General features: G+C 62.2%; 23 protein-coding genes and 1 pseudogene. 7 read left to right on the top strand and 17 right to left on the bottom strand.

Annotated features, from left to right (window positions below; translation table 11 throughout):
• Window positions 1–8: 8 nt before the first annotated feature.
• The 3 genes from WBP06_RS19400 to WBP06_RS19390 form a co-directional block, all read right to left on the bottom strand.
• Window positions 9–1,316, bottom strand: a complete 1,308-nt coding sequence (locus tag WBP06_RS19400) for an MFS transporter (protein ID WP_395336302.1) — start codon at window positions 1,314–1,316, stop codon at window positions 9–11.
• Between the two features lie 64 nt (window positions 1,317–1,380).
• Window positions 1,381–4,260, bottom strand: a complete 2,880-nt coding sequence (locus WBP06_RS19395; RefSeq protein WP_395336300.1) for a TonB-dependent receptor — start codon at window positions 4,258–4,260, stop codon at window positions 1,381–1,383.
• An 82-nt stretch (window positions 4,261–4,342) separates the two neighbouring features.
• A complete protein-coding gene (locus WBP06_RS19390; protein WP_395336298.1) occupies window positions 4,343–5,074 on the bottom strand; it encodes a FadR/GntR family transcriptional regulator in 732 nt (243 codons plus the stop codon).
• Window positions 5,075–5,204: 130 nt separating this feature from the next.
• Here WBP06_RS19390 and WBP06_RS19385 point away from each other — a divergent pair, with 130 nt between their 5' ends.
• The 3 genes from WBP06_RS19385 to WBP06_RS19375 all read left to right on the top strand — a co-directional run bounded on the left by WBP06_RS19385 (window position 5,205) and on the right by WBP06_RS19375 (window position 8,459).
• On the top strand, window positions 5,205–6,149 hold the full coding sequence (locus tag WBP06_RS19385; protein WP_395336296.1) for a DUF4861 family protein: 945 nt from the start codon (window positions 5,205–5,207) through the stop codon (window positions 6,147–6,149).
• A 2-nt stretch (window positions 6,150–6,151) separates the two neighbouring features.
• Window positions 6,152–7,456, top strand: a complete 1,305-nt coding sequence (locus WBP06_RS19380) for a DUF2264 domain-containing protein (protein WP_395336293.1) — start codon at window positions 6,152–6,154, stop codon at window positions 7,454–7,456.
• Between the two features lie 454 nt (window positions 7,457–7,910).
• Window positions 7,911–8,459 carry a hypothetical protein gene (locus WBP06_RS19375; protein ID WP_395336291.1) on the top strand — a complete coding sequence of 183 codons (549 nt, stop codon included), beginning with the start codon at window positions 7,911–7,913 and terminating at the stop codon, window positions 8,457–8,459.
• A 110-nt stretch (window positions 8,460–8,569) separates the two neighbouring features.
• Here the strand turns inward: WBP06_RS19375 and WBP06_RS19370 are convergent, their stop codons facing one another.
• The gene (locus WBP06_RS19370) at window positions 8,570–8,938 is read right to left on the bottom strand and encodes a response regulator (RefSeq protein ID WP_395336289.1); all 369 of its coding nucleotides are present in this window, start codon (window positions 8,936–8,938) and stop codon (window positions 8,570–8,572) included.
• Between the two features lie 415 nt (window positions 8,939–9,353).
• Between WBP06_RS19370 and WBP06_RS19365 the strand changes: the two genes are divergently transcribed.
• A complete protein-coding gene (locus tag WBP06_RS19365; RefSeq protein ID WP_395336286.1) occupies window positions 9,354–10,238 on the top strand; it encodes a helix-turn-helix domain-containing protein in 885 nt (294 codons plus the stop codon).
• Window positions 10,239–10,285: 47 nt separating this feature from the next.
• Here WBP06_RS19365 and WBP06_RS19360 read toward each other — a convergent pair whose 3' ends face one another.
• The 3 genes from WBP06_RS19360 to WBP06_RS19350 form a co-directional block, all read right to left on the bottom strand.
• Window positions 10,286–11,050, bottom strand: coding sequence for an SDR family NAD(P)-dependent oxidoreductase (locus tag WBP06_RS19360; protein ID WP_395336284.1), 765 nt, complete (start codon window positions 11,048–11,050; stop codon window positions 10,286–10,288).
• A complete protein-coding gene (locus WBP06_RS19355) occupies window positions 11,050–11,781 on the bottom strand; it encodes a hypothetical protein (RefSeq protein ID WP_395336281.1) in 732 nt (243 codons plus the stop codon). The genes WBP06_RS19360 and WBP06_RS19355 overlap by 1 nt, the downstream gene beginning before the upstream one ends.
• A gap of 73 nt (window positions 11,782–11,854) precedes the next feature.
• A complete protein-coding gene (locus WBP06_RS19350; protein WP_395337598.1) occupies window positions 11,855–12,211 on the bottom strand; it encodes a hypothetical protein in 357 nt (118 codons plus the stop codon).
• Between WBP06_RS19350 and WBP06_RS19345 the strand changes: the two are divergent.
• Both WBP06_RS19345 and WBP06_RS19340 read left to right on the top strand, forming a co-directional pair.
• Window positions 12,138–12,927: pseudogene (locus WBP06_RS19345) on the top strand (SDR family NAD(P)-dependent oxidoreductase). The gene WBP06_RS19350 and the pseudogene WBP06_RS19345 overlap by 74 nt on opposite strands.
• Window positions 12,928–13,006: 79 nt before the next feature.
• A complete protein-coding gene (locus WBP06_RS19340) occupies window positions 13,007–13,918 on the top strand; it encodes a histone deacetylase (RefSeq protein WP_395336279.1) in 912 nt (303 codons plus the stop codon).
• Window positions 13,919–13,928: 10 nt separating this feature from the next.
• On the opposite strand, the gene WBP06_RS19335 is transcribed toward WBP06_RS19340, so the two are convergent.
• Window positions 13,929–14,180 (bottom strand): hypothetical protein, encoded by a 252-nt coding sequence (locus WBP06_RS19335; protein WP_395336277.1) that lies wholly within the window; start codon window positions 14,178–14,180, stop codon window positions 13,929–13,931.
• Window positions 14,181–14,455: 275 nt separating this feature from the next.
• Window positions 14,456–14,623, bottom strand: coding sequence for a DUF1328 domain-containing protein (locus WBP06_RS19330; RefSeq protein ID WP_207080913.1), 168 nt, complete (start codon window positions 14,621–14,623; stop codon window positions 14,456–14,458).
• A gap of 114 nt (window positions 14,624–14,737) precedes the next feature.
• Here WBP06_RS19330 and WBP06_RS19325 point away from each other — a divergent pair, with 114 nt between their 5' ends.
• A complete protein-coding gene (locus tag WBP06_RS19325; protein WP_395336275.1) occupies window positions 14,738–16,741 on the top strand; it encodes an AsmA family protein in 2,004 nt (667 codons plus the stop codon).
• Between the two features lie 135 nt (window positions 16,742–16,876).
• Here WBP06_RS19325 and WBP06_RS19320 read toward each other — a convergent pair whose 3' ends face one another.
• From WBP06_RS19320 to WBP06_RS19285, 8 genes are all read right to left on the bottom strand, one after another.
• Window positions 16,877–18,073, bottom strand: a complete 1,197-nt coding sequence (locus tag WBP06_RS19320) for a DUF2252 family protein (protein ID WP_395336273.1) — start codon at window positions 18,071–18,073, stop codon at window positions 16,877–16,879.
• A gap of 157 nt (window positions 18,074–18,230) precedes the next feature.
• Window positions 18,231–19,631, bottom strand: a complete 1,401-nt coding sequence (locus WBP06_RS19315) for a nitrilase-related carbon-nitrogen hydrolase (protein WP_395336271.1) — start codon at window positions 19,629–19,631, stop codon at window positions 18,231–18,233.
• A complete protein-coding gene (locus WBP06_RS19310) occupies window positions 19,628–20,347 on the bottom strand; it encodes a TetR/AcrR family transcriptional regulator (protein WP_395336269.1) in 720 nt (239 codons plus the stop codon). The genes WBP06_RS19315 and WBP06_RS19310 overlap by 4 nt, the downstream gene beginning before the upstream one ends.
• A 61-nt stretch (window positions 20,348–20,408) precedes the next feature.
• Complete coding sequence (locus WBP06_RS19305; RefSeq protein ID WP_395336267.1) at window positions 20,409–22,367, bottom strand: PAS domain-containing protein; 1,959 nt, start codon at window positions 22,365–22,367, stop codon at window positions 20,409–20,411.
• Window positions 22,368–22,372: 5 nt separating this feature from the next.
• Window positions 22,373–23,011: a chemotaxis protein CheX gene (locus tag WBP06_RS19300; protein WP_395336265.1), complete on the bottom strand. Its 639-nt coding sequence runs from the start codon at window positions 23,009–23,011 to the stop codon at window positions 22,373–22,375.
• Window positions 23,011–23,391, bottom strand: coding sequence for a response regulator transcription factor (locus tag WBP06_RS19295; RefSeq protein ID WP_395336263.1), 381 nt, complete (start codon window positions 23,389–23,391; stop codon window positions 23,011–23,013). Before WBP06_RS19295 ends, WBP06_RS19300 begins: the two co-directional genes overlap by 1 nt.
• Before the next feature lie 47 nt (window positions 23,392–23,438).
• Entirely contained in the window at window positions 23,439–23,702 is a 264-nt protein-coding gene (locus WBP06_RS19290; protein ID WP_395336261.1) for a hypothetical protein, read from the bottom strand.
• Complete coding sequence (locus WBP06_RS19285) at window positions 23,699–23,842, bottom strand: hypothetical protein (protein WP_395336259.1); 144 nt, start codon at window positions 23,840–23,842, stop codon at window positions 23,699–23,701. The genes WBP06_RS19290 and WBP06_RS19285 overlap by 4 nt, the downstream gene beginning before the upstream one ends.

Genomic DNA, 23,842 nt, shown 5'->3' with positions numbered 1-23,842 from the left:
TCGGATATTCACGAGGCAAGCTCTCCTGTCGGGGTCAGGCGGGGGCTGATGAGGTGAAGCGCCATCAGGGCAACGAGGTAGGCGCATCCGGCAACCATGAAGATCAACGCATAGCTTCCGGTCAACTGCAGAACGGTGCCGACGAACTTGGCGATCAGCATACCGCCTATCGCGCCGGCCGTTCCGCCGATGCCGACGACCGAACCCACCGCCGCGCGCGGGAACAGGTCGGACGGCAGCGTCAGGATATTGGCGGAAAAGGCCTGATGTCCAGCGGTGGCCAGGCCGATCAGCAACACCGCGACCCACAGATTGTCCACCGATTGGACCGTCATCACCGGCAAGACTGCCAATGCACAGCCCAGCAGGGCCAGCTTGCGGGCGGCATTGACGCTCCAACCCCGTGCGATCAGGCGCGAGGATATCCAGCCACCCGCCACGCTGCCCGCGTCCGACATCAGGTAGATGATAACCAGCGGCGGACCGAAGCTCTTGAGGTCCAGCCCGTACCGCTTGCCCAGAAAGTCCGGCAGCCAGAACAGGAACATCCACCAGATGGGATCGATGCAGAACTTCGGCACCGCATAGGCCCAGGTCTGGCGAACCGTGAAGAGCCGCCGCCAGGGCAGCCGCTTGGTCTGCTGGACGGGATCGCTGCGGATATAGGCCAGTTCCTCGGGCGAAACGCGCCTGTGTTCATCCGGCCGGCGATAGATCGCCAACCACGCCGCCACCCAGACCAGGCTGGCCAAGCCCGTGGCGATGAAGGCCGCCCGCCAGCCGTAGGCAAGCGTGATCGCGGGGACTATCAGCGGGGTCGCGATCGCGCCCACATTGGCACCGGCGTTGAACAGACCGATCGCAAAGGCGCGCTCACGCTGCGGGAACCAGTCTGCCACGACTTTCAGGCCCGCAGGAAAATTTCCCGCTTCGCCCACGCCCAGCGCGAACCGCACCACGATGAACTGGATGACGCTGCCGACCAGCCCATGCGCCGCGTGCGCCAGCGTCCAGAACGTGAAGGCAACCGCATAGCCGATGCGTGCGCCCGCCGCGTCGATGAAGCGGCCCATAGCCAGAAAGCCCAGCGCGTAGGCAAACTGGAACCAGAAGACGATGTCGGCATATTCGCCCTCGCTCCAACCCAGATCGGCTTGCAGTACCGGCTTCAGCACACCGATCATCTGGCGATCGACGTAGTTGATCGCCGTCGCTGCGAATAACAGCGCGCAGATCGTCCAGCGATAGCGCCCGGCCCTGTGTGTAGCCTGTTCCACGGCAGCCTGTTCCAAGATTTTCTGCGGCCTTTCCTGCATGATCATCCCCTCGCGAAAGAGAGGACGCCCGGACCGTGAGCCCGGACGCCCAGTTGGGAGTGGCTCAGAATTTGCCGCGAACGCCGAACGAGACGGTGGTGCCGTTGAAGAACGAGTTGTCGCGCCGCGACTTGCCGTTGCCCTTCGGACCGTCCGGGTCGGAATAGAAGATGTAGACGTTCTCGTTGGTGATATTCAGCGCGTCGATCCGCAGTTCGATCATGTCGTTCAGCTTGTAGCTGACCGTTCCGTCCAGGAAACCTTGCGGTGCCGTGTAAGGGATCTGGTCGTTGCCGGTGTTCTGCGAGGTAATACCGGTCTTCGCGCGATAGTTGTAGGACGCGCGCACCGCGAAGGGCCCCTTTTCATAGAAGGCGGTGGCACTGTACGAATACTTCGGCACGAACTGGATCGGCACGCGCGTGCCCTCCGTGGTGACGAAATCGTCGCCCTTCTGGTCGATCAGCGTCAGGCTTCCGGTGAAGCCCAGTCCGTCGAACGGCTTGGGCAGGAATGTGAAGTTCTGCTGATAGGCGAATTCCAGGCCCTTCAGCTTCAGTTCGCCCTGATTGACGTACTGGGTTCGGCGGATCAGGAAATCGTCGGGGATGTCGCCGTTCGGGAAGCCCAGCGACACGGCATTGAACGCGCTGTCCGGCAAGCCGAGCGAGCCGAACGTCACGAAGTCCTGCACCGCCATGGCGCGATCGACGATGTCCTTCTTGAACGCACCGATGCTCAACAGGCCACCGGGCGCGAAGTACCATTCCACGCCGGCATCGACCTGCGTCGCCATCTGCGGCTTCAGGTCGGGATTGCCCACCGTTACGTCGGCATTGAACACGTTCGGCACGATCGTGCCGCCGGCAATCGCCGTGAGCGCCGCGCGGGTGATCGTCTTGCCGGCGGAGGCGCGCACGACCACCTTGTCGGTCAGGTCGTAGGCAAGGCTGGCGGAAGGCAGCCAGTTGTCATAGCCGCCCTCGCGCCGCTGCGGCACGAACGCACCGGCGCCCGCGCTCTGATAGTTGTGAATGATCGTGGAGGTGTTGGAATAACGCATGCCGGCATTGCCGCGCAGTTCGCGCCCGAAGATCGGCAGCGTGAAGTTCGCCTCGAAGAAAGCGGTCTTGACGATTTCGTTGGCCTTGAACGCGCCGTTGAGATTGACCGGCGCCTCCGCATTCGCGGCATTGGCGTTCAGCGTGTCCATCACGAACGATCGCGGGAACGTCGCGAACTGGGATGGATAACCGGAGTTGCCGCCATCGCGGATCCGGCCGAACTGGATGTACGGGTCCATGTACGAGAAGACGTCCAGCCCGGCGAGTTGGGCCGAGGCGATGCTGCTGCCATCCTGCTGCGAGATTTCCTTGCCGGTATCGACATAGCTGCCGCCCAGCTTGAGGGCGAAGGTCCGGTCGCCATCGTCTACCGGCGTCCAGTCCAGCACCGCGCGTGCGGTCTTTTCCCTGTCGATCTCGCGGTTGAGGGAGAAGCCCAGCCCCGGCGCGGTGAAGTTGGCGGGGTCGGTGAAATCGACCGGCGAGCTGATGGTGGGATAAGTGACGTTGACCGTGGGATCGAATGTACTGGTGATCCCGTAGATATTGCTGGTGATGCGGTTGGCGGTGTAGCGGGCGTTACTGTCGCTGAGGTTGCCTTGCGCGGACAGCTTCAGATTGTCGGTAACGTCGTAGACGGCGCGCACGATGCCGTACTTGAACCGGGTGCGGGCGTTGCGGAAAAAGCTTTCCTGGATGAAGCTGGTGTTTCCGAACGTGCCGTAAAGATTGTTGAATTCATCGATATGCACGTCGAGCGGGATGATGCCCGAATTCGTGCCGACGCCGGGGGCATTGGTGGTGCCGGGCACGGTGCGCGAATTGCGCACCGCCGCGCCGAAGGTGAATTCGTCCGCCTGATCCTTCAGTTCGGAGTAAATGCCGTCGACGCTGACGTCCAGACGGTCGGTCTTGTACTGGATCGATCCGACCAGACCGATGCGTTCGCGCGTGTTGTTGGACGTGAATACGCGGTAGAAGCGCGGCAGATAGGCATTGTTGATCTCATCGCGAGTCAGATCGCCATAGTTCGCCAATGGATTGTCGAGGTCCATCTGGAACTGGAACGGGCCACCCACCGTCGTCGGCCCCTGGTAGGCCAGCGAACCGATCGCGGACGAGTTGTAGCCGCCGGTAGACTGGAAGCCCGAACGCTCGTTGACGTTCTTGGCATAGGCGGCGCCCACCAAGACGCCGAAATCGCCCCAGGTGTCGCTGAACAGCAGCGATCCGCGCGGCTGCCATTTCTTCGATTGAGTGTTGTAGTTGGCCTGCGCGGTATAACGGATCACCCGGCCCGCGCTGTCGAACGGGCGTGGCGTTTGCAGGTCGACATTGCCGCCAATGCCGCCCTCCTCAAGATTGGCCAGCGGCGACTTGTAGACGTCGACACGGCCGAACAGTTCGGACGGGAACACGTCATAATTGAAATCGCGCGTCGACGAACCGACGTTCTGCGAGGACGTCGTATGGACCGGCGCACCATTGATGGTGGTGACGGTGAATTCCGAACCCAGCCCACGGATACTGATCCGCTGTCCTTCGTTCGAGGCGCCATCGCGGGACAGGAATACGCCCGGAATGCGCTGGAGCGAGTCCGCCACGTTCGCCTCGGGGAACTTGCCGATATCCTCCGCAACGATCGAATCGCGCACGCCCACGGCTTCGCGCTTCAGTTCGATGCCTTGCTGCAAGCTCTTGCGAAAACCGGTGACGACGATGTCCTCGGTCGTCGGCGCCGATCCCAATGCTGATGCATCCGCCGATGCCCCGGCGGCCGGCTCATCCGAAGCCGTTGCCTCCTGCGCATGGGCCGCGTTGCTCGCCACCAGGATTGCCAAAGCGCTCGCCGTCAATGCTGCGGCAGTAACCACCCTCATGAACATCCTCCCTCATCCGCGATTCGCCGCGTGACGAGAAAGTTGTCATACAACCATATCTATTTGTCAATTGTCGGACTACTTAGGACCTTTCGCCCAGGTCCGCGCCGGTGATCGCATCGCTCAGTTCGGAATGGCGGATAAGGCTTTCCTGCATGTGCAGCCGCGCAGACGTGCGCGCGCCCTCGATGTCCATCCGGATGATCGCCTCCAGCAGCGCCTCGTGCTCGTCACGCACTTTGCCGACATAGGCCTGATGCGCATCCTCGGACTGGTCCCGCAGATAGAGGCTGCGCGGCGGAACCAGCCGCACACCCAGGAACTGTATGAATCTTACGAAATAATCGTTTTGCGTGGCGCGCGCGATCGCCAGATGGAACTCGCTGTCGGCCTGCGCGGACGCCGTGGGATCATCCCCCACGTCGCGCATGCGGCGCAGCGCGGCGCGCATTTCGGTGATATCGGCCTGGGTGCGCCGGGCCGCCGCCAGACCGGCCATTTCCGCCTCGATCGCCTGCCGCATTTCCAGCAGCTTGATCACGTCGGAAAGCTCCGTAAGCTCTTCCCTCGTCACCTGAAAGGCGCGGTATTGGGCATTTTCGGACACATAGACGCCCGAGCCCTGACGGGCCACCGCAAAGCCCTGCGCCTCAAGCCGCGCCACCGCCTCTCGTACCACGGTCCGGCTCACTTCCTCGCGCTCGGCAATATCCTTCTGCGATGGCAGCTTGGATCCCGCAGGGATGACCCCGGAGATGATCTCCTGTTCCAATTTCGCATAGAGGATATCGGCCAGGGAGGCGGCTTTTACCATGGGCAGTCTTTCGTCACCGGCGGGAGAAGAACCTTCCGCACGATCCATTCCTACACGAAGCGCTTGGCAAACGACAGATAGCAATTTATCAGGTTGGCATACAACTTTGGCACATAGTCTTGGAGAGGACATGCGGCAAATTCGAAGATCGGCGCACACCCTGATCGTAGCGGCCATGGCCTGTGTGCCAGGCGGCGTGCTCGCCCAGCAGCAGGGCGACACGCAACTGAAGATGGACAAGCCGCTTCCCGCGCCTGAGAGCAAGACGCCGGCAGCCGTGGCCCAGTTCGCCCCCTATCGCTATGACGACCTGCTCTGGGAAAACGACAAGACCGCGCACCGTATCTATGGCCGTGCGCTGGAAGCGGCGGAGCCGCCGTCCGGATCGGGCATCGACAGTTGGGGCAAGAATGTGTCCTGGCCCTTCGCAGACCGGCAACTGCGCAGCGGCGACCAGCACGGCTATCACGGCGAGGGGCTGGATTTCTATAACGTCGGCACTGCGCGCGGCGCTGGTGGGCTGGGGATCTGGCAGGACAACAAGCTGTGGACCTCTCGCAATTACGTGCGTGCGCGCATCCTGAAGTCCGGCGGGAAAGCGGCGGATTTCAGCGTGGACTACGCGCCATGGCCCGTCGACGTGAATCGCAAGGTCTGGGAAACGCGACGTTTCACGCTGCCGCTCGGCACGCATTTCACGCGGCTGGTATCGACACTGCAATCGGACTCCCCCGCGCCGCTGGTGGTCGGGATCGGTGTCGGCAAGCGCACGACCGGCGCGCGTGACGGTGAAGTAACCGTCGATCGCGCCAAGGGCCTGATTTCCTGGTGGGGCCCGGAAGACGGCGCGCACGGCCGCATGGCGATCGCAGTGCGCGTCGACCCCGCCATGATCGCCGAGATCAGGCAGGATGCGGACAATTATCTCGTCCTGCTCAACGTTCAGCCCGGCAAGCCCTTCGTCTACTATTCGGGCAGCGCGTGGAGCAAAGGGCAGGACACTTTCACGACGCGCCAGGCGTGGGACGCCTACGCCGCCTCCCAGACGCTCGATTTCTCGATCCCGAAGGACTGAACATGACCATAAATCTGGATCGCCGGGCAATGCTGGCCGGCGCCGTGGCCGGGACCGCCGCGCTTTCGACCGGCGCGGCGACGGCCCGCGCCACTGCCCGCGTCGCAGGGCAAAAGCCGCTCGGCCAGGCCGGCCTCCATACCGGCGCGGAAGATCGCGCCTATATGCTGGGCCTGCTGGAACGCATGGCAACGCCGGTCCTGTCACGCATGGCACAGGGGCGGCTTCAACAGGAGTGGGCGCCGGAACTCAGCCCTATCTGGGACGGCCGCAATCCCAAGGTTGCCTATCTGGAGGCGTTTGGCCGGTTGATCGACGGGCTTGCCCCGTGGCTTGCCCTGCCGGACGATGGCAGCGCGGAATCGCGTCTGCGCGCCGGATTGCGTGAACAGGCGCTGGCCAGCTATGTCCACAGTGTCGACCCCAAGAGCCCGGACTACCTCCTGTGGAGCGCCGAAGGCCAGCCGCTGGTTGATTCCGCCTACTTCACCAGCGCCCTGCTGCGCGCGCCGCAGACGCTGTGGGAGCCGCTGGACGCCACCACCAAGGCGCGGATCATTGCCGAAATCCAGGGCTTGCGGCGTGTGACGCCGCCCTATTCGAACTGGCTGCTGTTCGCCGCCATGAACGAGGCGTTTCTGTTGTCGGTCGGCGCGCAGTGGGACCCCATCCGGATCGACCTTGCCATCCGCAAGTTCGGCGAATGGTACGTTGGCGATGGCTGGTACGGCGATGGCGAGCATTTCCATTTCGACATGTACAACAGCTATGTCATCCACCCGATGCTGACGCAGATTCTGGAGGTTCTCGTCCGCACCGGGGTCAAGTTCAACAAGCTGGATCCCGCGGACCGGCTGGCAACGCAAATCAAACGGATGCAGCGCTTCGGCGAGGTGCTGGAACGCATGATCGGTCCGGACGGCGCGTTCCCACCGGTGGGCCGCTCGCTGACCTACCGCACCGCGGTTCATCAGCCGCTAGCCTATCTGGCCTGGAAGAAGCTGCTTCATGCCAAACTGCCCGAGGGTCAGGTGCGGGCAGCCACGCTGGCCACCCAGCGCCGGATATTCGCTGACCCCAGCAACTTCGACGGCAAGGGTTTCCTGACGATCGGCTTTGCGCGGCACCAACCCAGCTTGGGCGACGTCTATTCGAACGCCGGCAGCATGTATATCGCCGCCGAAAGCCTTCTGTCGCTTGGCCTGCCGTCCAGCGACAGCTATTGGCGGACCGAAGGGCAATTCTGGACCATGCGCAAAGCCTATGGCGGCTTGGACTTCCCGAAAGACTATTACGTCGAATTTTAGACCTGCAAGCGGTCGAGTATTTACTGCCTGTCACGCCTGAAACGTGGCAGGCAGGAGTATTCCTGCAGAGATCCTATTTTGACTCAAAGACCTGATCGCACCCCGTTGGTCACCGCAGAGGCCAGCGGACGTTCACGGCGCCGACCGACCCGTTCCAAAGCTTACGATCATTCATCGTCCCCGTGCCCAGCTTCTGGCACCTTTACTCGGGCGCATTGACGGCTCGAATTGCTCACGACCGACCATCAGGTGCTTTTTCGCCCAGTTGTGCGTTCCACCAATGGCGGACATCCTCCGTTCGCCAAGGGAACCGTTCCAATGGTCGACTCGATCACAACCCGTGAGTTGAAGCACCGCCTGGCTGCGGCCGAAAATCGCGCAGCGGCGGCAGAGGCCGTTCTGCGCGAGAATTGAGACCCGACATCGCCTGCTGATCGAAAGCTGGGCTCAGGCGGTGTGGGAGATCGATGCCGCCGGCGTCGTCGTCGCCTACAGCCCGCGATGGCGGCTGCGCTGGACCAACGTCCTCGCTGCCCCGATGCTCGATGCGGCGGGCAGAATTCCCTACGAACTCAGCGGGCGCGGCAAGGTGTGGATCGAGGAAGGCGGAGCGCAGTACCACCTGGAATTCCCGCTGACGGCAGGCGCCAGCATTCTCGAAACCAGCGCGCCGCAGCAGGCCAAGGTGTTCGGAGGGGCAATCGATATGACCGGGCAAGCCGACCTTACCGGGCAGCGCATTCTGGTGGTCGAAGACGACTATTACCTGGCGAGCGACACCGCGCGAGCCCTTCAGGGAGCCGGTGCCGAGGTCCTGGGGCCATACGCTACCGAAGAAGCTGCGCGCTCGGAGATTGCCATCACCCCTCCGACCGGCGCCGTGCTCGACATCAGCTTGCGCGGCGGGCGGTCATTCGAACTGGCAGGCGATTTCAAACGTGACGGCATGCCGTTCGTGTTCATCACCGGCTACGATCAGGACGTGATTCCCCAACAATTCTAGGCTTTTGCCAAACTGCAGAAGCCGGTGGAATTTCGCCATATAATCGATGCCCTGGCTGCAGCGCTTGGACTTCGGAATTAGGCATGTCGGCGGGCAGAGCAGTCGCCGCCTCACGCCATGATCGCCTCCAAGCTGCGCTGCAAATCCCGAAAGGCTGAGGGTTTCCCACAAAGCGGTATCTGCCCGAAGCGCTCGGGTATGGATGTTTTATCGCAGCCCGTGGCGAAGATGAAAGGGACGCCCCGATCATGAAGCACATCGGCGAGGGAAAACGCCATCTCGCCCGCAAGGTTGATATCGACGACCGCGCCGTCGATAGCACCGGAATTGTGAATCAGTTCCATGGCGGAAACTACGGAAGCAGCTGGGCCCACGACATTCACGCCCGCTTCGCAAAGCTCCGCTTCCAGATCGAGGGCGATGAAATATTCGTCCTCGACCACCAGAATGGTTCGGCCTTCAAGCAGGGAGTCTGCCATCCTTGTTCTCCCATATAGATCGGTCGCGTTTCGAGACTCGGCGAACCCGGCTTCCGTCACTCGCGGAAATCTAGCCCCTTCGAAAGGATGATCCAGTTTAATCGGACGATCATCCGTAAATTGAGAGGCATCTTACCGTGGCGACATCCTATCCGGACAAAGATTTCGTCGCAGGCGAAGGGAAGATCGGGTCGTCTTGATGGATAACTGAAGACCATCTAAACATTCTTCAATGCGCTTTTACAAGCTTGCCCTTGCATGTCGCCGTGTTAAGTTTCGGAAAGCCCGGCCCAGCCCTCGCCAGAGGGCCAGTTGAACCGTTGGAATGTGGTGGAAAATTCTCTTCAAGTATCAAGGATACCGTACATCGCCTGCGATCGTTCGGCCTTGACCGCAATCGGTTGATTGCAGCCAAATGAGTATCGGCGCGTCGACCGAGCTTCCCGGGATTCTCGATGCCCGTGACGACGACAGAATTGTGCGAGCGCGGATCGTAACCTCCGGCATCACCGTCGAACTTTGCGATTTCCCACGCGTGCGCCGCGAAAATCTCGTAACTTGCACCAGCGAGACTGTGGTCAGCCTGGGCCTGTCTCCATTGCTTCCGGGCGCCTCGGGACGGTATGGCTCGGGCCCCTACAGCCGATTTGCGCAACTGGGCGCTCTGGTCCTGCGCCCGGCGGGCATACCACTCGAATTCCGTCATGCCGGTGGTGAATTTACCAGCATCCGCTGTCGATTTGCCTCGTCGGAATTGCTGAAAGCACCTGATGCGGTCTGGACGGATGCCGAACTGGAAGCATGCCTGCAGGTCAACGATCCAAGAGCCGAATATACGATGCTGCGCCTTGCCGAGGAATGCGATCGAATGGACGAATATAGTCCGCGCATCGTGGCAGCGCTCGCCGAAACCCTGTTGACGGACCTTGCTCGCTATCTGGACGCGGTGCGTGCCCGAGCCAGCTATCGACGTGGCGGTCTTCCGGCCAGCCAATTGCGCCGCATCGCCGAATATGTCGAAAACAGTGCCTCAGCGCCGAGCGTTTCCGAACTGGCATCGCTGTGCGGACTCAGCCCCACCCATTTGATGCGCGCCTTCCGGCAGAGTACCGGAAAAAGCGTGGCCAAGTATGTGGAAGGCAATCGGATTTCAAAAGCCAAGGCCCTGCTTGCCGAAACCACATTGCCCATAAGCGTTATCGCCACGCGACTGGGATTTTCCTCAGCCACGGCATTTTCGCAGATTTTCCGAAGGGCAACAGGGCAAACGCCGCGCCATTATCGTAACTGGATCGGCTGATCACAGCTCTGCCATCGCAGCCATCGTTCCTGCAAAAATCAATCGAATTATCGGCACATTACAGCACCATCGACAAACATGGTGTCGCCGGAAATGTAGGCGCCTTCGGCAGACGCCAGAAATGCCACTGCGCGGGCAATATCGATCGGTTGCCCCATATGACCCATCGGAATTCCTGCGACCGTTGCAGACTTCGCCTCGGGACTATCGATGAAGCGCCCCAATTGGGGAGTGTCGATGAAGCCCGGACATATGGCGTTCACGCGAATGCCGCGCGCCGCATATTCCTTCGCGGCAGCCTTGGTCAGCCCTAATACCCCATGCTTGGCAGCGGTATAGTGCGGCAGGCCGGGAGCCGCGATGACCCCGGCGCCCGAGCAGTTATTCACGATCGATCCGCCGCCGGATTCCAGCATCGCTGAAATTTCGTACTTCATGCAAAGGAACACGGATGTGAGATTGGTGCGAATGACCTCATCCCAATCATCCAGCGATTGCTCGTGGAAAGGGGCAACGGCGCCGGTCATGCCGGCGTTGTTGAAGGCAATGTCGAGCCTGCCAAACCGGCGAACCGTCCATTCGACCATCGTCGCAATGTCGGAAGGATTTTCAACGTCGGCGTGAATGAATGCGGCATTTCCGCCATTCGCGACAATAGTCTCGACCGTCTCTCGTCCGCGCGCGTCATTGCGCGCCGCCACTGCTACGGCCGCTCCACGCTCCGCCAGATATTCCGCGGTTGCCCGGCCGATGCCGCTACTGGCACCGGTAACCAGGGCGACCCGCCCCGCAAGATCCAGCGGAGTGGCCATTACCTGGCTCCACCAAGCGGGGCGGGATCCTTCCAGCCGTCTGCTCGATACGCGCTGGTGATCATCACCGCCACATTGGGCAGGTCGAGGAAGCGGGCGACATTGGCCATTTCACGCTCGAAATTCGCCTGGCGGATCTCCTCCGATCCGTTGGCCTTCCAGAATACCAGAGGATCCGTCATGGCTTCGATCGGATAGCATTCCTCGACGATGCCGTCCCAGGCGGGTGCGCCCGGCGTGAGCATACGCGTGATGACGTTCTGGCAATAATAGAACGTGTCCTGCGTTTCCACGCCGACGCGGGTCTGGTCCCGCATCCAGATTTCCATGAAGCCTTCGCGCGTAATCTCAGGGAGTTTGAACAGGAATGCGAGCTGCGAGAAGCCGCGCACGCGACCGTTGGGATCGGGATCTTCGGTGTTGGGGAGAACGGTGGATTCAGCGACCGCGTATCCGGCGATGCGCGGGGCCACGGTATTGAGTATCGCCTCTACCGAAGAACGTTCATGCGCCGCGTTCAGCCAGAAGGATATCATTGCCGATGGCATTGGCCGGATCGGCTCTGCCCGCAAAGGGGCTCCAGGCGCCACGATATCGTCGACAACATTCAATTGAAGTTTTTTTACGGGCAGATCCAGCAGTTTGGATCGAATATCGCCCAGCAAAAGGCGATTGAATTCTTCGGAATCCTGGATTTCATTCTTCCACAGAACATATATGATCTTTTCCAAGAACTCTCTCTTCCCCAAAAACCCCGGTGATTCTTGAACAGATCACCTATATGGCCCAATTTTCGACCGGCTTTTAGCAATCGTCCGGGTTCTGGTCATCCGCATCCAGCATCGACAATGTTCCATAAATCGCAAAAATATCGAAAAACGACCAATAATGGCAGGATTCCGCCAGACCGGGCTTGTCGCCAAATCGCCCCGCTGCAACCACCAGTGGCGCCCGATCTCGATCAGGCCGGCAGCCGCTGGTGGCGTGTTCGCCCCCCTGATAGAGACACGATGTCAACAGTGCCTGCCGCAAGGTTCGCCTTGGAAGGCTCGGCGATAATACGAAGAAGAACAACGGGAAGAAGCTGATGGGTCGGATGCAGGACAAGGTTGCCATCATCACGGGTGGAGCGCGCGGGATGGGCGCAGCAACGGCACGCATGTTTGCTCGCGAAGGTGCGACAGTGATAATCGCCGACCTGCTGGATGAAGAGGGACAGGCCCTCGCCGCCGAGCTTGGGTGGCGACGCGCGATTTGTTCACTTCAACGTGGCCAGGGAATCCGATTGGTCGCAACTCGTCGGCGAATTGATGGCAACGCACGGCCGGATCGATGCACTGGTTGCGAATGCCGGCGTGGTGAGCTTCGGCTTGCTGACAGATGCCGAAGAGAGCGAATTTGACAGGGTCTATTCGGTCAACGTCAAGGGCACCTTTCTGGGCCTCAAGCATGTTGGACAAGTCATGCGCGAAGCCGGACGCGGATCGATCGTTAATATCGCCTCGCTTGACGGGCTGCGCGGCGCCAATGCGTTGGGCATCTATTCGTCAAGCAAATGGGCTGTGCGGGGCATCACCAAGACTGCGGCACTGGAACTTGGCCCGCATGGCGTGCGCGTCAATTCGGTGCATCCCGGCGGCGTCAACACGGCAATGGCAAACCCGGACGGGTCGCAGACCTTGGAAGAAATGAATCATGCGCACCGTCGCGTTCCGCTGCAGAGAATCGGCGAACCGGACGAGGTGGCTGCGGCCAGCCTCTTTCTCTGCTCGGATGAAGCGTCCTACATCAGCGGAGCGGAACTGGCGGTCGACGGCGGCTGGACCGCCGGCTACTACCACGAAATTCTTCCCGGAGCGCCAGCATCGCTTGCCTGAACACCTGAGGCTGCTCACGGTCCTACGGCGCGGCAATGCATGCTCGACCTGCATGCCTTGACGTTCTACCTGCAAGGCCATGCTGCATGTCGTCCATCATCCCGGTTACGTGGTCGAAACCGAGCGCACGGGCACTTTCCCGCATGACAAGTATGCGCTGGTCATGCGGGCGCTGGGCCAAAGCGGCGTAGCAATGACGGTCCATGCGCCCGAAGTCATGCCGCGCGAATGGCTCGAAGCTGTTCACGATCCCGCCTATGTCGACGAAGTCATCGGTTGCTCGGTGCCAGCGGCCAAGCAGCGCCGGATCGGTTTTGCGATCGATGAGCGGATTTCCCGACGATCGCAGCTTTCCCCCGGCGGAACATGGCTGGCGGCGAAGCTGGCGCTGCAACACGGGTATGCTGCCAATTCCGCTGGCGGCAGCCATCACGCCATGGCCGATTCCGGCGCGGGCTATTGCGTGTTCAATGATCTGGCACTCGCCGCCAACAGACTGATCGAGGAGGATGACGTCTCACGCATCCTGATCCTCGATCTCGACGTGCACCAGGGTGATGGCACCGCAGCCCTGACCGCCGGGCGCAGCGACATCTTCACGCTTTCCATTCATGCCGAGAAGAATTTCCCCACACGCAAGGCGCGCTCTTCACTGGATGTCGGACTACCCGATGGAACGGGCGACCCGGGCTATCTGGCGGCTCTGGCCGGATCGCTGCCCATGGTCCTCGATCATTTCGTGCCGGAACTGATCCTGCTGCAGGCAGGCGTCGATGCCCATACGGACGACAAGCTTGGCCGCCTGTCCCTGACCGACGAAGGCCTCGCGGACCGCGATCGCTTTGTGGCGACGGAGGCGAAGCGGCGCGGCATTCCCTTGGCGAGCACGCTGGGCGGTGGTTATGGCGCGGACCGCGAGGCCGTGGCCTTGCGGCACGCACGCACGATCCTCGCCCTTTCCGCCACGATCGGCGCGAGGGATGCCGCCTGAGTGCGCGGGCTTACTGGGCCGCCTTCCTCTCGGCATTGAGCCGTTCGACAAGTTTCGCGATCTCGTCGGGATTCAGAATCCAAGTGCGGGTCTTGCGGCCCTCGCGGAACACGGGGCGCGTCAGCAGGATGCGTGCCTGCTCCTTGGCAAAAGGCTTGAAGAGCGCGAAGTGCATCACGCATTCGAGCATCGATCCGATCACCGGCGTCTTGCCATCCAGATCGATCAGCGTTGCGGGCTGGTCCCAGGGAATGTTCATCATGACGCGCGCCTATCGCGGGTTATGGCGAATGCAAAGGCGGAATGTTTTCATCCGAACACGCCGCCATCCGTAGTTTGTTGCTGGCAAGCGGTGCGAACAAACCAGCTCACGATTTCAACTGGCTTCGGCTGAACCATGACTGGCCAAGCCGCCGCTCCGCCCTCCAATTCCTATACCCATCGCTCCCGATGCTTCCTGCGTCGATCCGAGCGAGGAGGAACGCCGGACACGGCAGGTGCGCACTTTCGGGCGCAACCTGCCGTAAGGTTCGGACTTCAAGGCACCCTTCTGCCCCGGCCGAAAAAGAAGCCAAGGACAAGAATTACGACCGCCACCAGCAGGAAGACCTTGGCAAGGCTGGCGGAAAGGCCTGCTACGCCGCCAAAGCCCAAAAGCGCCGCGATCAATGCGACGACGGCAAAAATAATCGCCCAGCGAAACATGAGGGCTCTCCCTTATACAAACGCTGCGTCGACCTTTTCGAGCAGCTCGATTCAAGAACTTTCGGTCTGCCCCAATGTTCCGCGCGATGCTGCGAGCCCTTACCCCAGGCTCACATGGCCTGCTGTTTAGCGAAAGCTAGGCCCGCTTCCACCCCATGTGACAGTCTGGCAAGCACCATGCTCTGGTCGGGGATCATGTATTCAGGCCGCGCTGGCGAGCATCGCTTGGGAACAATTCCCCCTACCACTCGTCAACAGACGATGAACCACGCCGCCGCGATACCCATTATTCGGAAGATTTCTGTCGCTGCATTGGCCGTGCTCATCTGCCTGTTTCTGTTGATTGCCTTATTTCCCGTGTCCTGGCTCAAGAATTCCATCGAGGATCGGCTGGGGGACAGGATCGGGAGCCCGGTCACGATCGCGTCGATGGATCGCGAAACCTATTTTTCGTTGAACCCGGTAATCCGGGTGGCGGATGTTCGCGTCGCTCAGGCCCCATGGGCGGGGCCGGGCAATATGGCAACGATCGGCCTGCTGCGGCTGAAACTGCATGCCATTTCCCTGCTATCCGGGGCGATGGACGCCCAGATACTCTCCGCGCGCGGGATCAGGCTGAATCTGGCGCGTGACGCGGAAGGGCGAAAGAACTGGGCGAGGCCGGGATCGGAGCGTGAGCCAGGAAATGGCGCGGGGATGGCCATAGCGAGCATTGACGATGCGGCAATCTCCTATCGCGATGCCCTTCAGAAGCACAGCTTTTCGATCTCCGTCCAGGTTACGCCCGAAAAGGGGCTCACAGCAAACGGCACCGGGCAAGTGGACGGCGCGCCGGTGCAAGTGGCGATCAAGGGCGGCGTGATGGCAACCGCGCAGCCCTGGCCCTTCGATGCCAGGATCGAGGGGCCGGCACTTGGCGTCCATGCCGCAGGCCGGATGGCCGGGCCGCTCCGCTTCGACGACATGGAATTTCGCATGACCGCGCGCGCGGACGATCTGAAGCGGATCGACCGGATCATCGAGGCCGGGCTGTTCGGAACGCAACCCGTCGATCTTGCCGCGCAAGTCACGCATCGGGACTCCACCTGGTCGGTCCACGCGCTGCACGGAACCATCGGCAACAGCACGCTCGCCGGGTCTGTAACCGCGCGCAAGCAGGGCGAACGGACCAAGCTGGATGGGCAAGTGCGGTTCGCCCGCCTCGATTTCGACGACCTGGCCAGCGATGCGGGCAACGCGCGAGCACTCCAGCTTGAACAGGCGCAGGGGCTGCGGCTGGTTCCGAACACGCGGATCAACATCCGGAAAATCGACAAGACTGACGGCCGCATCGCCGTCACCATCGATCATGTCGTCGGCGGACGGCGCCCCTCCTCGATTACCGATCTTTCGGCGGTGCTGAGGCTGGAAAACAGGGTTTTGACGGTCGATCCGCTGCGGATCGGCCTGAAAGCCGGGGTGATAACGGGGAAGGCCGTCGTCGATCAGAGGAACGGCCAGGCGGCCCCACGCGTGACGATCGCCCTCGACATGAAGCACAGCGACATCCCCGCGCTCGCGGGCGGCGGCAGCGCCGAGGTGACCGGCCGGATAGACGGACGGCTCAGGCTGGCGGGCACCGGCAGCACGATCCGCGAAGTGATAGGCAATGCGGATGGCTCGATCGGGCTGGTGGCGCAACAGGGATCGCTTCCCACCAGGATAGCCGCACTGATCGGGTTCGACATCGGCAAGGGATTGCTGGGAGACGATGCCGGCCGATCGACGCTGCGCTGTGGTATTCTGAAACTGGACATGCGCGGCGGCCGGGGAACCGTCGATCCCTTGCTGATCGATACGAGCGAAAGCCAATCGCGCGGAACCGGCACGGTTACCTTTCCCGATGAGCAACTGGCCCTCACCTTGAATGGGATGCCCAAGGCCGATGCCGCGCTGCGCCTTCCGGGCCCCATCAGTGTAAGCGGCACGATCCGCAATCCCGCGATCGTGGTGCCCAGGCAGTCCAAATCGGTGGGTGCGATCGTCAAGATGATCGGCCGCGCGATCACGGGGAAATCGGGGCCGGTCGCGACGGATGCCGATTGCGCCGGCCTGATCCGCGCTACGCTGGGAACTTAGAGCAGTTCCGATCCCATTGCATCGGATCAACTGCTCTAAGAATTTGGTTTATCGCGTTTTCCGAGTCATCAGGTGATTCCACCTGATTAGAAAACGCTCTAGACGAACAACCGCAGCCCGCCCCACGGCCGCACCTCAGTTCGCCAAGGCGTAGACCCGACAATGCTCAAGATAGCCCGCCTCATGCCGAGCGGCGAGATCGACAACCGAACGCCAGAGCCATGACGGTGCATCAAGGCCCGAGAAGCGGCCCTTTCGCAAGGCATGCAGCCAATCGCGGCGCGTCGCATCGTCCATCTGGCGCGCGTGGGCCTTGCCCACTACATGCGCTAGGAAGCGCGCCGCCTTCTGCGCCTCGCCTTGCGAGAACTGCTCGACCTCGATCTTGAGGTCCTGCGGCATCAACTCCCTGACGAACATCGAATGTCCGAGCACGCGCGCCGTCGCCATCCGCTCGCCAAGATTGGGAGAAAGCGCAAGGGCGGCGGCCAGCACGCGCTCGGCCGGCTCGCTCGGCATCCTTGCGCCCAGCGCGGCAGGAGCGATCGGATCGACCGCTTCCTTGAGGTCGATCAGCGAATAGTCGACGGTATCGCGGCCTTTCAGCCCGACGATCGCAGCAAACCGAAGCAGGCCGAGCGAACTGCACCCCTTCATCCAGTAAGCCGCATCCGCCATGAACGGCTTGCGATCCTCTCCCTTGCGGTCGAGCGAGAGGATCATGCGGCTGACGGGCGGGTGAATCACGATTTCGCGCAATGCGTCCCGCTCGTCGGTGTCCAGCGGCCAGAAACGCTTGCCGATCGGAATGGCCGGCTCGACATCTTCCAACCGCTCTTTCGCAAGGTGTCGCCACTTCCGGCCGAGAGCACGCCGGCGTACCGTGCGGACGACGTCAGGCTCCTCCTCGCGCTCCATTTCCTCATCGTCAAGCGAAACGAAGGCGCGTTCGTAGCCCTCGATCATTTCCTCCATCATCCGTGCCGTGACCACGCCCGGCAGGTCCGACCCGCGTGCGGCAGTTGCCAGCGAGAGGCCCAGACGGATCAGATCGTGCGCGGGATTGCCGATCACCGCCTGATCAAGGTCGCGGATCTGGATGGCGACCTTGCCGGTGCCATCCGCGATCGGGCCGAGATTGCCGAGGTGGCAGTCGCCACAGATCCATACCGCCGGTCCTTCCGGAATGACCCGCGCGGCTGCGGAATCCGCCAGCCATTCGTAGAACCGCAGCGTATTTCCCCGCACGTAAGCGTGTGCGGAGCGCGCCATCTTCAGATCCCTGCGCGTGTGCAGGATGGAAAGGCGTTCGGCTGGATTGAAGAATTTCATACAGCAATGAACGAGCAACAAAATCGCTGGTTCCGCTTGCCCGGTGGGCGGGAAAATCGTTGAAAACGCATGCAACCCGGCTGCGACCTTCCAAGCTCATCCGGTTCAAACAGACTGCGCGCGATCCTGCGGCTCGCGGGCGCGTTCTCCGAGCCCGTCATGCATGCCGCTTGCGCCTCAGGGTGGAAGCTGCGGCGAGAGCCAGGGCCGTCAGCACGCATATCCATGCGAATGCGTCACCAATCCTTGCGTAGAGCGTATCTCCGCCGCGATCGTGGATCGGCAGGTCGCCAACAAGCGTGGTGGGGCCCGCACCGACCGGCTTCTCCGCCACCAACCGGCCAAAACGATCGTTGAGCGTCAACAATCCGTCCCGCGCACTTCGCGCGAGTGGTGTTCCTGTCTCGATCGAGCGCAGGATGGCGGGGCGAGCATGCGACCAACCATCGGCCCCGAAGTCCCAGGCAGGCACCGCGAACATCCGTGGGCGATTGGCCGCAGCGTCACGGCGGATGGTGGCGGGAAAGTCCATGTCCTTGCAGATTTCAGGTTCGACGCCGTTGGCCAGAATGACCGGATCATTGCCGGGCGAGAAAAATCGGGTCTCCAGACCAACGACCAAGTGCCGCTTGGCATAAGTCGCCCTGTCGCCATGCGGTCCAAGTGTCGTGGCCAGATTCCGCCGAGCGCCGGAGAACTCGCCATTGTAGCCGACTACAACGGTCGCACCGATTTCGCGTGCCGCAGCGGCCAGCGGTGCGAGGGCCCTTTCACCCCATGCGGGGGCGAGGCGTCCGCTGTTCTCGGGCAGTACGACAACTGTGACGTGCTGGCCGGCCAGAGCGCGCACACCTGCCGCATAAGTGGCGAGGATCTGCGTCGTGTGCGCTTCCTCGAAATCGCCTGTATTGCCGACCAGATCATTGCCGCCAATCAGCGCGACGCGGCTCGTACTCTCGCCGAGCCTCGACATGCGCAACGCCCCGAAGCCGAAAACGATGGCAATCACGCCCACCGCGGCGAGCAGCCATGTCGAGCTGCGCCGCCGAGCGGCTTCGGCGATGAGCGCGGCGACCAGACCGATCAGGAATGTAACGGCAGCGAACCCTCCAAGCGCGGCGGCTTGCGCCATGACCGGCATGTCTACCTGGGAATTGGCGGGCGACGTCGCGGCACCTCCGGCCGGCATGAAGGACACGAGGAAATCGGCGCCGGCGAACCCGGCAGCAAAGGCAAGCACGCCTGCAACCGAACCAAGCCGAGCATGGACGTAACGGGCCATCACGACCGTCAGCGCAAAGACGAGCGCAGGACCGCACAAAAGCTGCGCCAGCACCGCCATCGGCATGATCGATCCATAGGCGGGAAGAAAGTTGGTCGCACCCAGCGTATAGCTGGCGAAAGCAGCCACAAAGCTGGGCCCAGCCCGCCCTCGCGAAAAGGCGTACCAGAGCACCGGAGCCGGTGCGAACCAGGCCAGGTACCATTGGGTACCAAGGCCCAGCGACAGGAAGAAGCCCAAGCCTGACAACAGGGTCGCTGCAAGCCAGGCGATCACGGCGTCACCTCCTGTGCGAAGCTCTCAACGTAGTGATGCATCGTTTTTCGATAGAGCAATTTGAAGCCCTCCTCGTCGCCGGCCACGCGTCCGGCACGGTAAAGTGACACCAGGCCCTGGCCCAGTGCGACGATTGTCACCATGATGTCGCCAGCGCGCGCGGCCCCCACGAATTCCGCGATCAGCCGCATCTGCAAGGATACTGCGGGCGAGCCGCCTGCCAGAAAATCGTCCGGATATTTGAGGCTGGTTTCGGAATACGTCAGGAAAGCAGCGTCGAAACGCGCTGGCGCCTCGATCGCATAAGTCAGGTAAGCCTCGCCGATAGCCTTGATCCAATCGAGCGCAGACCGTTCGCCAATCTGCCCCACCCTGAGCCGCCATTCGCCGATCGCTTCGGCAACGAGTGCGTCAATAAGCGCCTGTCGGTTCGCGAAGTGCCGGTAGATTGCCATGGGTGTGATCCCCACATCGCCGGCGATTTTGCGAAGCGAAACGCCAGCCTCTCCATCCGCTTCGAAATGGCGCCACGCCGCGTCCAGAATCTGGGATCTCGTATCCATGTATACGGTGTATACTTGAATATCGTCAGAGCGCAACGCGATCTCGAAGAGCCGGAACACGGCAACGGAAAGGACGGCGCGGGACCGAAGAAACCTTCGTAAGATGGGCGATGGGACCACGGGCGTGGACGATCGCGAGCCGCGCCCGATCATGATCCACCTTCACACTGAAGTAGGCGGCGGCGCTTAAAGCGCCATCCCCGCCTCGCGCTCCTTAACCCATCGCCTGTTCGATCGCGCGTTCCAGCATCATCTGATCGAATGGCTTGCCAAGCCTGACGATCCGGCTTTGCGCACCATCTGGAAGTTCGGCATAGCCACTGGCCAGGATGATGGGGAGAGCAGGCCGGGTTTCCGAAGCGATGTCAGCCAGTTGCGTGCCGGTCATCTGCGGCATCGCCTGATCGGTGATAAGCAGATCCACGTCCGCCTCCCGCTCCAGGATCGCCAGCGCGCCCTGTCCGGAATAGGCCTCCAAAACCCGATGCCCCAGATCTTCCAGCATGGCGGAGGTATTCATCAGGATCAGGCCATCATCGTCGACCGCCACGATCTTGAGGCTCCGTCGCACGTCGCCTGGCGTCCCGGATCGACCGGTTGTCGGCTCCATCGCCGGCATGGCCGGCACCACCGAAGATTCTGCCGCCACATCTGCAACCGGCAGCCAAAGGGTTGCGGTGGTTCCCTGCCGTGGCTGGCTTTCCAGCACGAAACCGCCGCCCAGTTGCTTGGCAAGGCCGTGGATCATCGAAAGACCAAGCCCAGTGCCCTTGCCCACCCCCTTGGTCGTGAAGAACGGTTCCGTTGCGCGGGCAAGCGTTTCCGCATCCATGCCCTCACCAGTATCGGCAACCGAAAGGCCGATATAGGGGCCGGCGATGAGGTCGCCCGGCTCGGCATCGTTCACGGTTCTGCAGACGGCCGCAATCGTCACGGCCCCGCCTTCAGGCATCGCGTCCCGCGCATTCACCGCAAGGTTGAGCAAGGCCATTTCAAGCTGGTTCGCATCGCCCATGACCGCCGGCAAGCTGGACGGGATCGACAGGGCAAGCGACCACGAAGGCCCCAGCGTCCGCTCCACGAGTTCACGCATCCCGTAGACAAGGTCGAACAGATGGACGCGTTCGGTCGTCAGGTCCTGGCGGCGCGCGAAAGCCAGCATGCGCTGCGTCAGCGCGGCACCACGGCGTGCGCCCTGCAAGGCGTTGTCAATCAGGCGGGCAGTGCCGGGATCGGGCGCGATGCGCTTCTGCAGCAGATTGAGGCTGCTCATGATAGCCATCAGCAGGTTATTGAAATCATGGGCGATCCCACCGGTCAGCTGACCGATCGCCTCCATCTTCTGCGCCTGTCGCAATGCCTCCTCTGCCCGGCGGCGGGTGGCCACTTCCTGCTCGACACGGCTTTCCAGCGTGTTGTTGAGTTCGCGCAGCTCCGCTTCCTGCTGCTTCGAGGAAGAAACGTCGTAGATCACGCCAACCATGCGGAACCCCGATCCTTCGGGGAAGACCTCTCCGCGGCGCGCGATCCAGCGCTGCCGGCCGTCATCCGGGCGCACGATCCGGAACTCGGCATCAAGCCCGTCCGGATCGATGGATTCACCCAAGCCGGGAATGAGGCGAGCGTCCGCATCCAGCAGGATGCTGTTGATCGTCTGGATCGGCAGGACGGAGGCCGGGTGCAGCCCGAGCAACCGGCAGAATTCGGCAGAGACGGTGGCCGTGGCATAGCCGTCCATGTATTCGAACGTGCCGATGCCGCCTGCGGACTGCGCCACGCGCAGCCGTTCCTCGGTCCGCTTGCGTTCGGTGACGTCCACCAGCAGGCCGGTGAAACGGCCGGGCTGATCGTTCTCGTCAAGGTGGCCCTGCCCGCGCGCGTGCATCCAGAATGTCGCGCCGCCCGGCGCCACGACGCGGAACTCCTTCGAGAACAGCTCGGCCCCTGCCAATATGCCGGCAACCGCGATGCGCACGCGGGCCCGATCCGCCGGGTGGACCGCCTTGAAGAACAGGTCGGTCGGCAAGATTCCTGCGGCGTCTCGCGGATCGATGCCGTAGAGTTCCGCAAAGCGGGCATCCACCCGCAGCGTATCGGCGGCAATGTCCCAGTCCCACGTGCCGCTAGCGCCGGATGCGGCCAGGTTAGGGCCAAGATGGTCGGGCACGATCATTCCGCTCAGAGATCCTCGCCAACGACACGGACAATGAACTCGCCAAGCAATTCCTTCAAAGTCGCCAGCGAAGGCAGATCCATGATCATGGCGATATACCCACGGATGTCGCGGCTGCGGACGGCGAAATCGATATAGAGAAACAGGACCAGGCCATCCCCGGCCCCTTCGCCATCGGCCTCGAAAAGGCTGGCACCGGATCCCCGCAGCACTTCGGGAATGGTCATCGACAGGGACCGTTTCAACATGTTCGCCATCGTCGCCAGACAGGAATTGAGGATGATGTTGCCGGTTTCCGCCAGCGCCTCATGCTCCATTTCCACCACGTCATCCGCCGACAGTTCCCCGCCGGTGACGGCCCGCACCAGTTCGAGGCTGTTGGTTTCCGGAAAGATCAGCAGTGCCCGGCCGGAAAAGGGCCCGGTAAAATCCTGCCGCACCGCGACCAGATCGCTCGCCTCCCGCTCGCTGATCAAACGCGCCGCGCGCCTTTGGCTCACCACCTCGATCGACGGGACGGAAAGGAGAACCTGATCGCCGATCATCTTGCGCAAGCTCGAGGCGGCGCGGCTTACCCCGATATTGACGATCTCGGTCAGCGCATCGCGCTCAAGCTCTTCGAGAACGAGGGTTTCCGGGCCCATCAGCGTCCCGATCGCAAGCGCAGGGCGGCACCGGACACAAACGGTTCCAGCGCGTCCGCGGTTACCGGCTTGGGCACGAAGGCAGCGCCGATCTCCCTCGCCCGCGCGACGATCTCGTCCTGGATATTGGCGGTGATGATGGCGATCGGCATTTCAGGCAACATAACGCGCAACTCACCCGCCAGTTCTAGGCCATCCTTTTCCGTCATGTTGAAATCCACCAGCGCGACGTCCGGCGCCTGCCCTTGCACGATCTCCAGCGCCTGCGCCGCGCTGCCCGCCTCCACCTTTTCCCATTCGGGCTGGAGTTCGGCCAGCGCCTTGGCGGCGACAATGCGCGCAAGCTTGCTGTCATCAACGATAAGTACGGTAACGGGCATAGTGAACTCCGGGCAGCCGTGGATAACCGGCTGGGCTGAAAACGGTGTTAGGAAGTTTCGGTTTCAATGTCGCCCTTCGATATCAGCCGGCGCAGCAGATTTGCCGATGCGGACGGCTCTTCGGGGACGGCGACGATCTTCGGGGCCAATGCGTAGAGAACCTGAATTACGGCCGTGTGCGCTCGCCTGATCGCCGATCCGTCGACCAGGGCATCCGGCTGGGCATGGAGCGCGGACAGCAGATCGTCCGCATCCTCGGCCGGGCATCGCCCCTCCAGCACGATGCGATTTCCCTCCACCCGGACGGTCATGCCACCAGCTCCGGAATGTCCAGGACGATCAGCACGCCGCCATCGGCGGTGACGGCAGAGCCCATCACCCCCCGCATCGATGCCAGCATACCCCGCGGCGGCCGCACCACGGTTTCGATACGTTCGGCGAACCCGTCCAC

The organism is Novosphingobium mississippiense, assembly GCF_044029535.1.
Taxonomy (GTDB): domain Bacteria; phylum Pseudomonadota; class Alphaproteobacteria; order Sphingomonadales; family Sphingomonadaceae; genus Novosphingobium.
This window is presented reverse-complemented; position numbering and strand designations above follow the sequence as displayed.

What these genes read in the sequence shown, in the direction of transcription:
- WBP06_RS19400 (WP_395336302.1), bottom strand. Translation starts at nt 1,316, where the DNA reads ATGCAGGAAAGGCCGCAGAAAATCTTGGAACAGGCTGCCGTGGAACAG.
- WBP06_RS19395 (WP_395336300.1), bottom strand. Translation starts at nt 4,260, where the DNA reads ATGAGGGTGGTTACTGCCGCAGCATTGACGGCGAGCGCTTTGGCAATC.
- WBP06_RS19390 (WP_395336298.1), bottom strand. Translation starts at nt 5,074, where the DNA reads ATGGTAAAAGCCGCCTCCCTGGCCGATATCCTCTATGCGAAATTGGAA.
- WBP06_RS19385 (WP_395336296.1), top strand. Translation starts at nt 5,205, where the DNA reads ATGCGGCAAATTCGAAGATCGGCGCACACCCTGATCGTAGCGGCCATG.
- WBP06_RS19380 (WP_395336293.1), top strand. Translation starts at nt 6,152, where the DNA reads ATGACCATAAATCTGGATCGCCGGGCAATGCTGGCCGGCGCCGTGGCC.
- WBP06_RS19370 (WP_395336289.1), bottom strand. Translation starts at nt 8,938, where the DNA reads ATGGCAGACTCCCTGCTTGAAGGCCGAACCATTCTGGTGGTCGAGGAC.
- WBP06_RS19365 (WP_395336286.1), top strand. Translation starts at nt 9,354, where the DNA reads ATGAGTATCGGCGCGTCGACCGAGCTTCCCGGGATTCTCGATGCCCGT.
- WBP06_RS19360 (WP_395336284.1), bottom strand. Translation starts at nt 11,050, where the DNA reads ATGGCCACTCCGCTGGATCTTGCGGGGCGGGTCGCCCTGGTTACCGGT.
- WBP06_RS19350 (WP_395337598.1), bottom strand. Translation starts at nt 12,211, where the DNA reads ATGCGTGCCGTTGCTGCGCCCATCCCGCGCGCTCCACCCGTGATGATG.
- WBP06_RS19340 (WP_395336279.1), top strand. Translation starts at nt 13,007, where the DNA reads ATGCTGCATGTCGTCCATCATCCCGGTTACGTGGTCGAAACCGAGCGC.
- WBP06_RS19335 (WP_395336277.1), bottom strand. Translation starts at nt 14,180, where the DNA reads ATGATGAACATTCCCTGGGACCAGCCCGCAACGCTGATCGATCTGGAT.
- WBP06_RS19330 (WP_207080913.1), bottom strand. Translation starts at nt 14,623, where the DNA reads ATGTTTCGCTGGGCGATTATTTTTGCCGTCGTCGCATTGATCGCGGCG.
- WBP06_RS19325 (WP_395336275.1), top strand. Translation starts at nt 14,738, where the DNA reads ATGGCCTGCTGTTTAGCGAAAGCTAGGCCCGCTTCCACCCCATGTGAC.
- WBP06_RS19320 (WP_395336273.1), bottom strand. Translation starts at nt 18,073, where the DNA reads ATGAAATTCTTCAATCCAGCCGAACGCCTTTCCATCCTGCACACGCGC.
- WBP06_RS19310 (WP_395336269.1), bottom strand. Translation starts at nt 20,347, where the DNA reads ATGATCGGGCGCGGCTCGCGATCGTCCACGCCCGTGGTCCCATCGCCC.
- WBP06_RS19305 (WP_395336267.1), bottom strand. Translation starts at nt 22,367, where the DNA reads ATGATCGTGCCCGACCATCTTGGCCCTAACCTGGCCGCATCCGGCGCT.
- WBP06_RS19300 (WP_395336265.1), bottom strand. Translation starts at nt 23,011, where the DNA reads ATGGGCCCGGAAACCCTCGTTCTCGAAGAGCTTGAGCGCGATGCGCTG.
- WBP06_RS19295 (WP_395336263.1), bottom strand. Translation starts at nt 23,391, where the DNA reads ATGCCCGTTACCGTACTTATCGTTGATGACAGCAAGCTTGCGCGCATT.
- WBP06_RS19290 (WP_395336261.1), bottom strand. Translation starts at nt 23,702, where the DNA reads ATGACCGTCCGGGTGGAGGGAAATCGCATCGTGCTGGAGGGGCGATGC.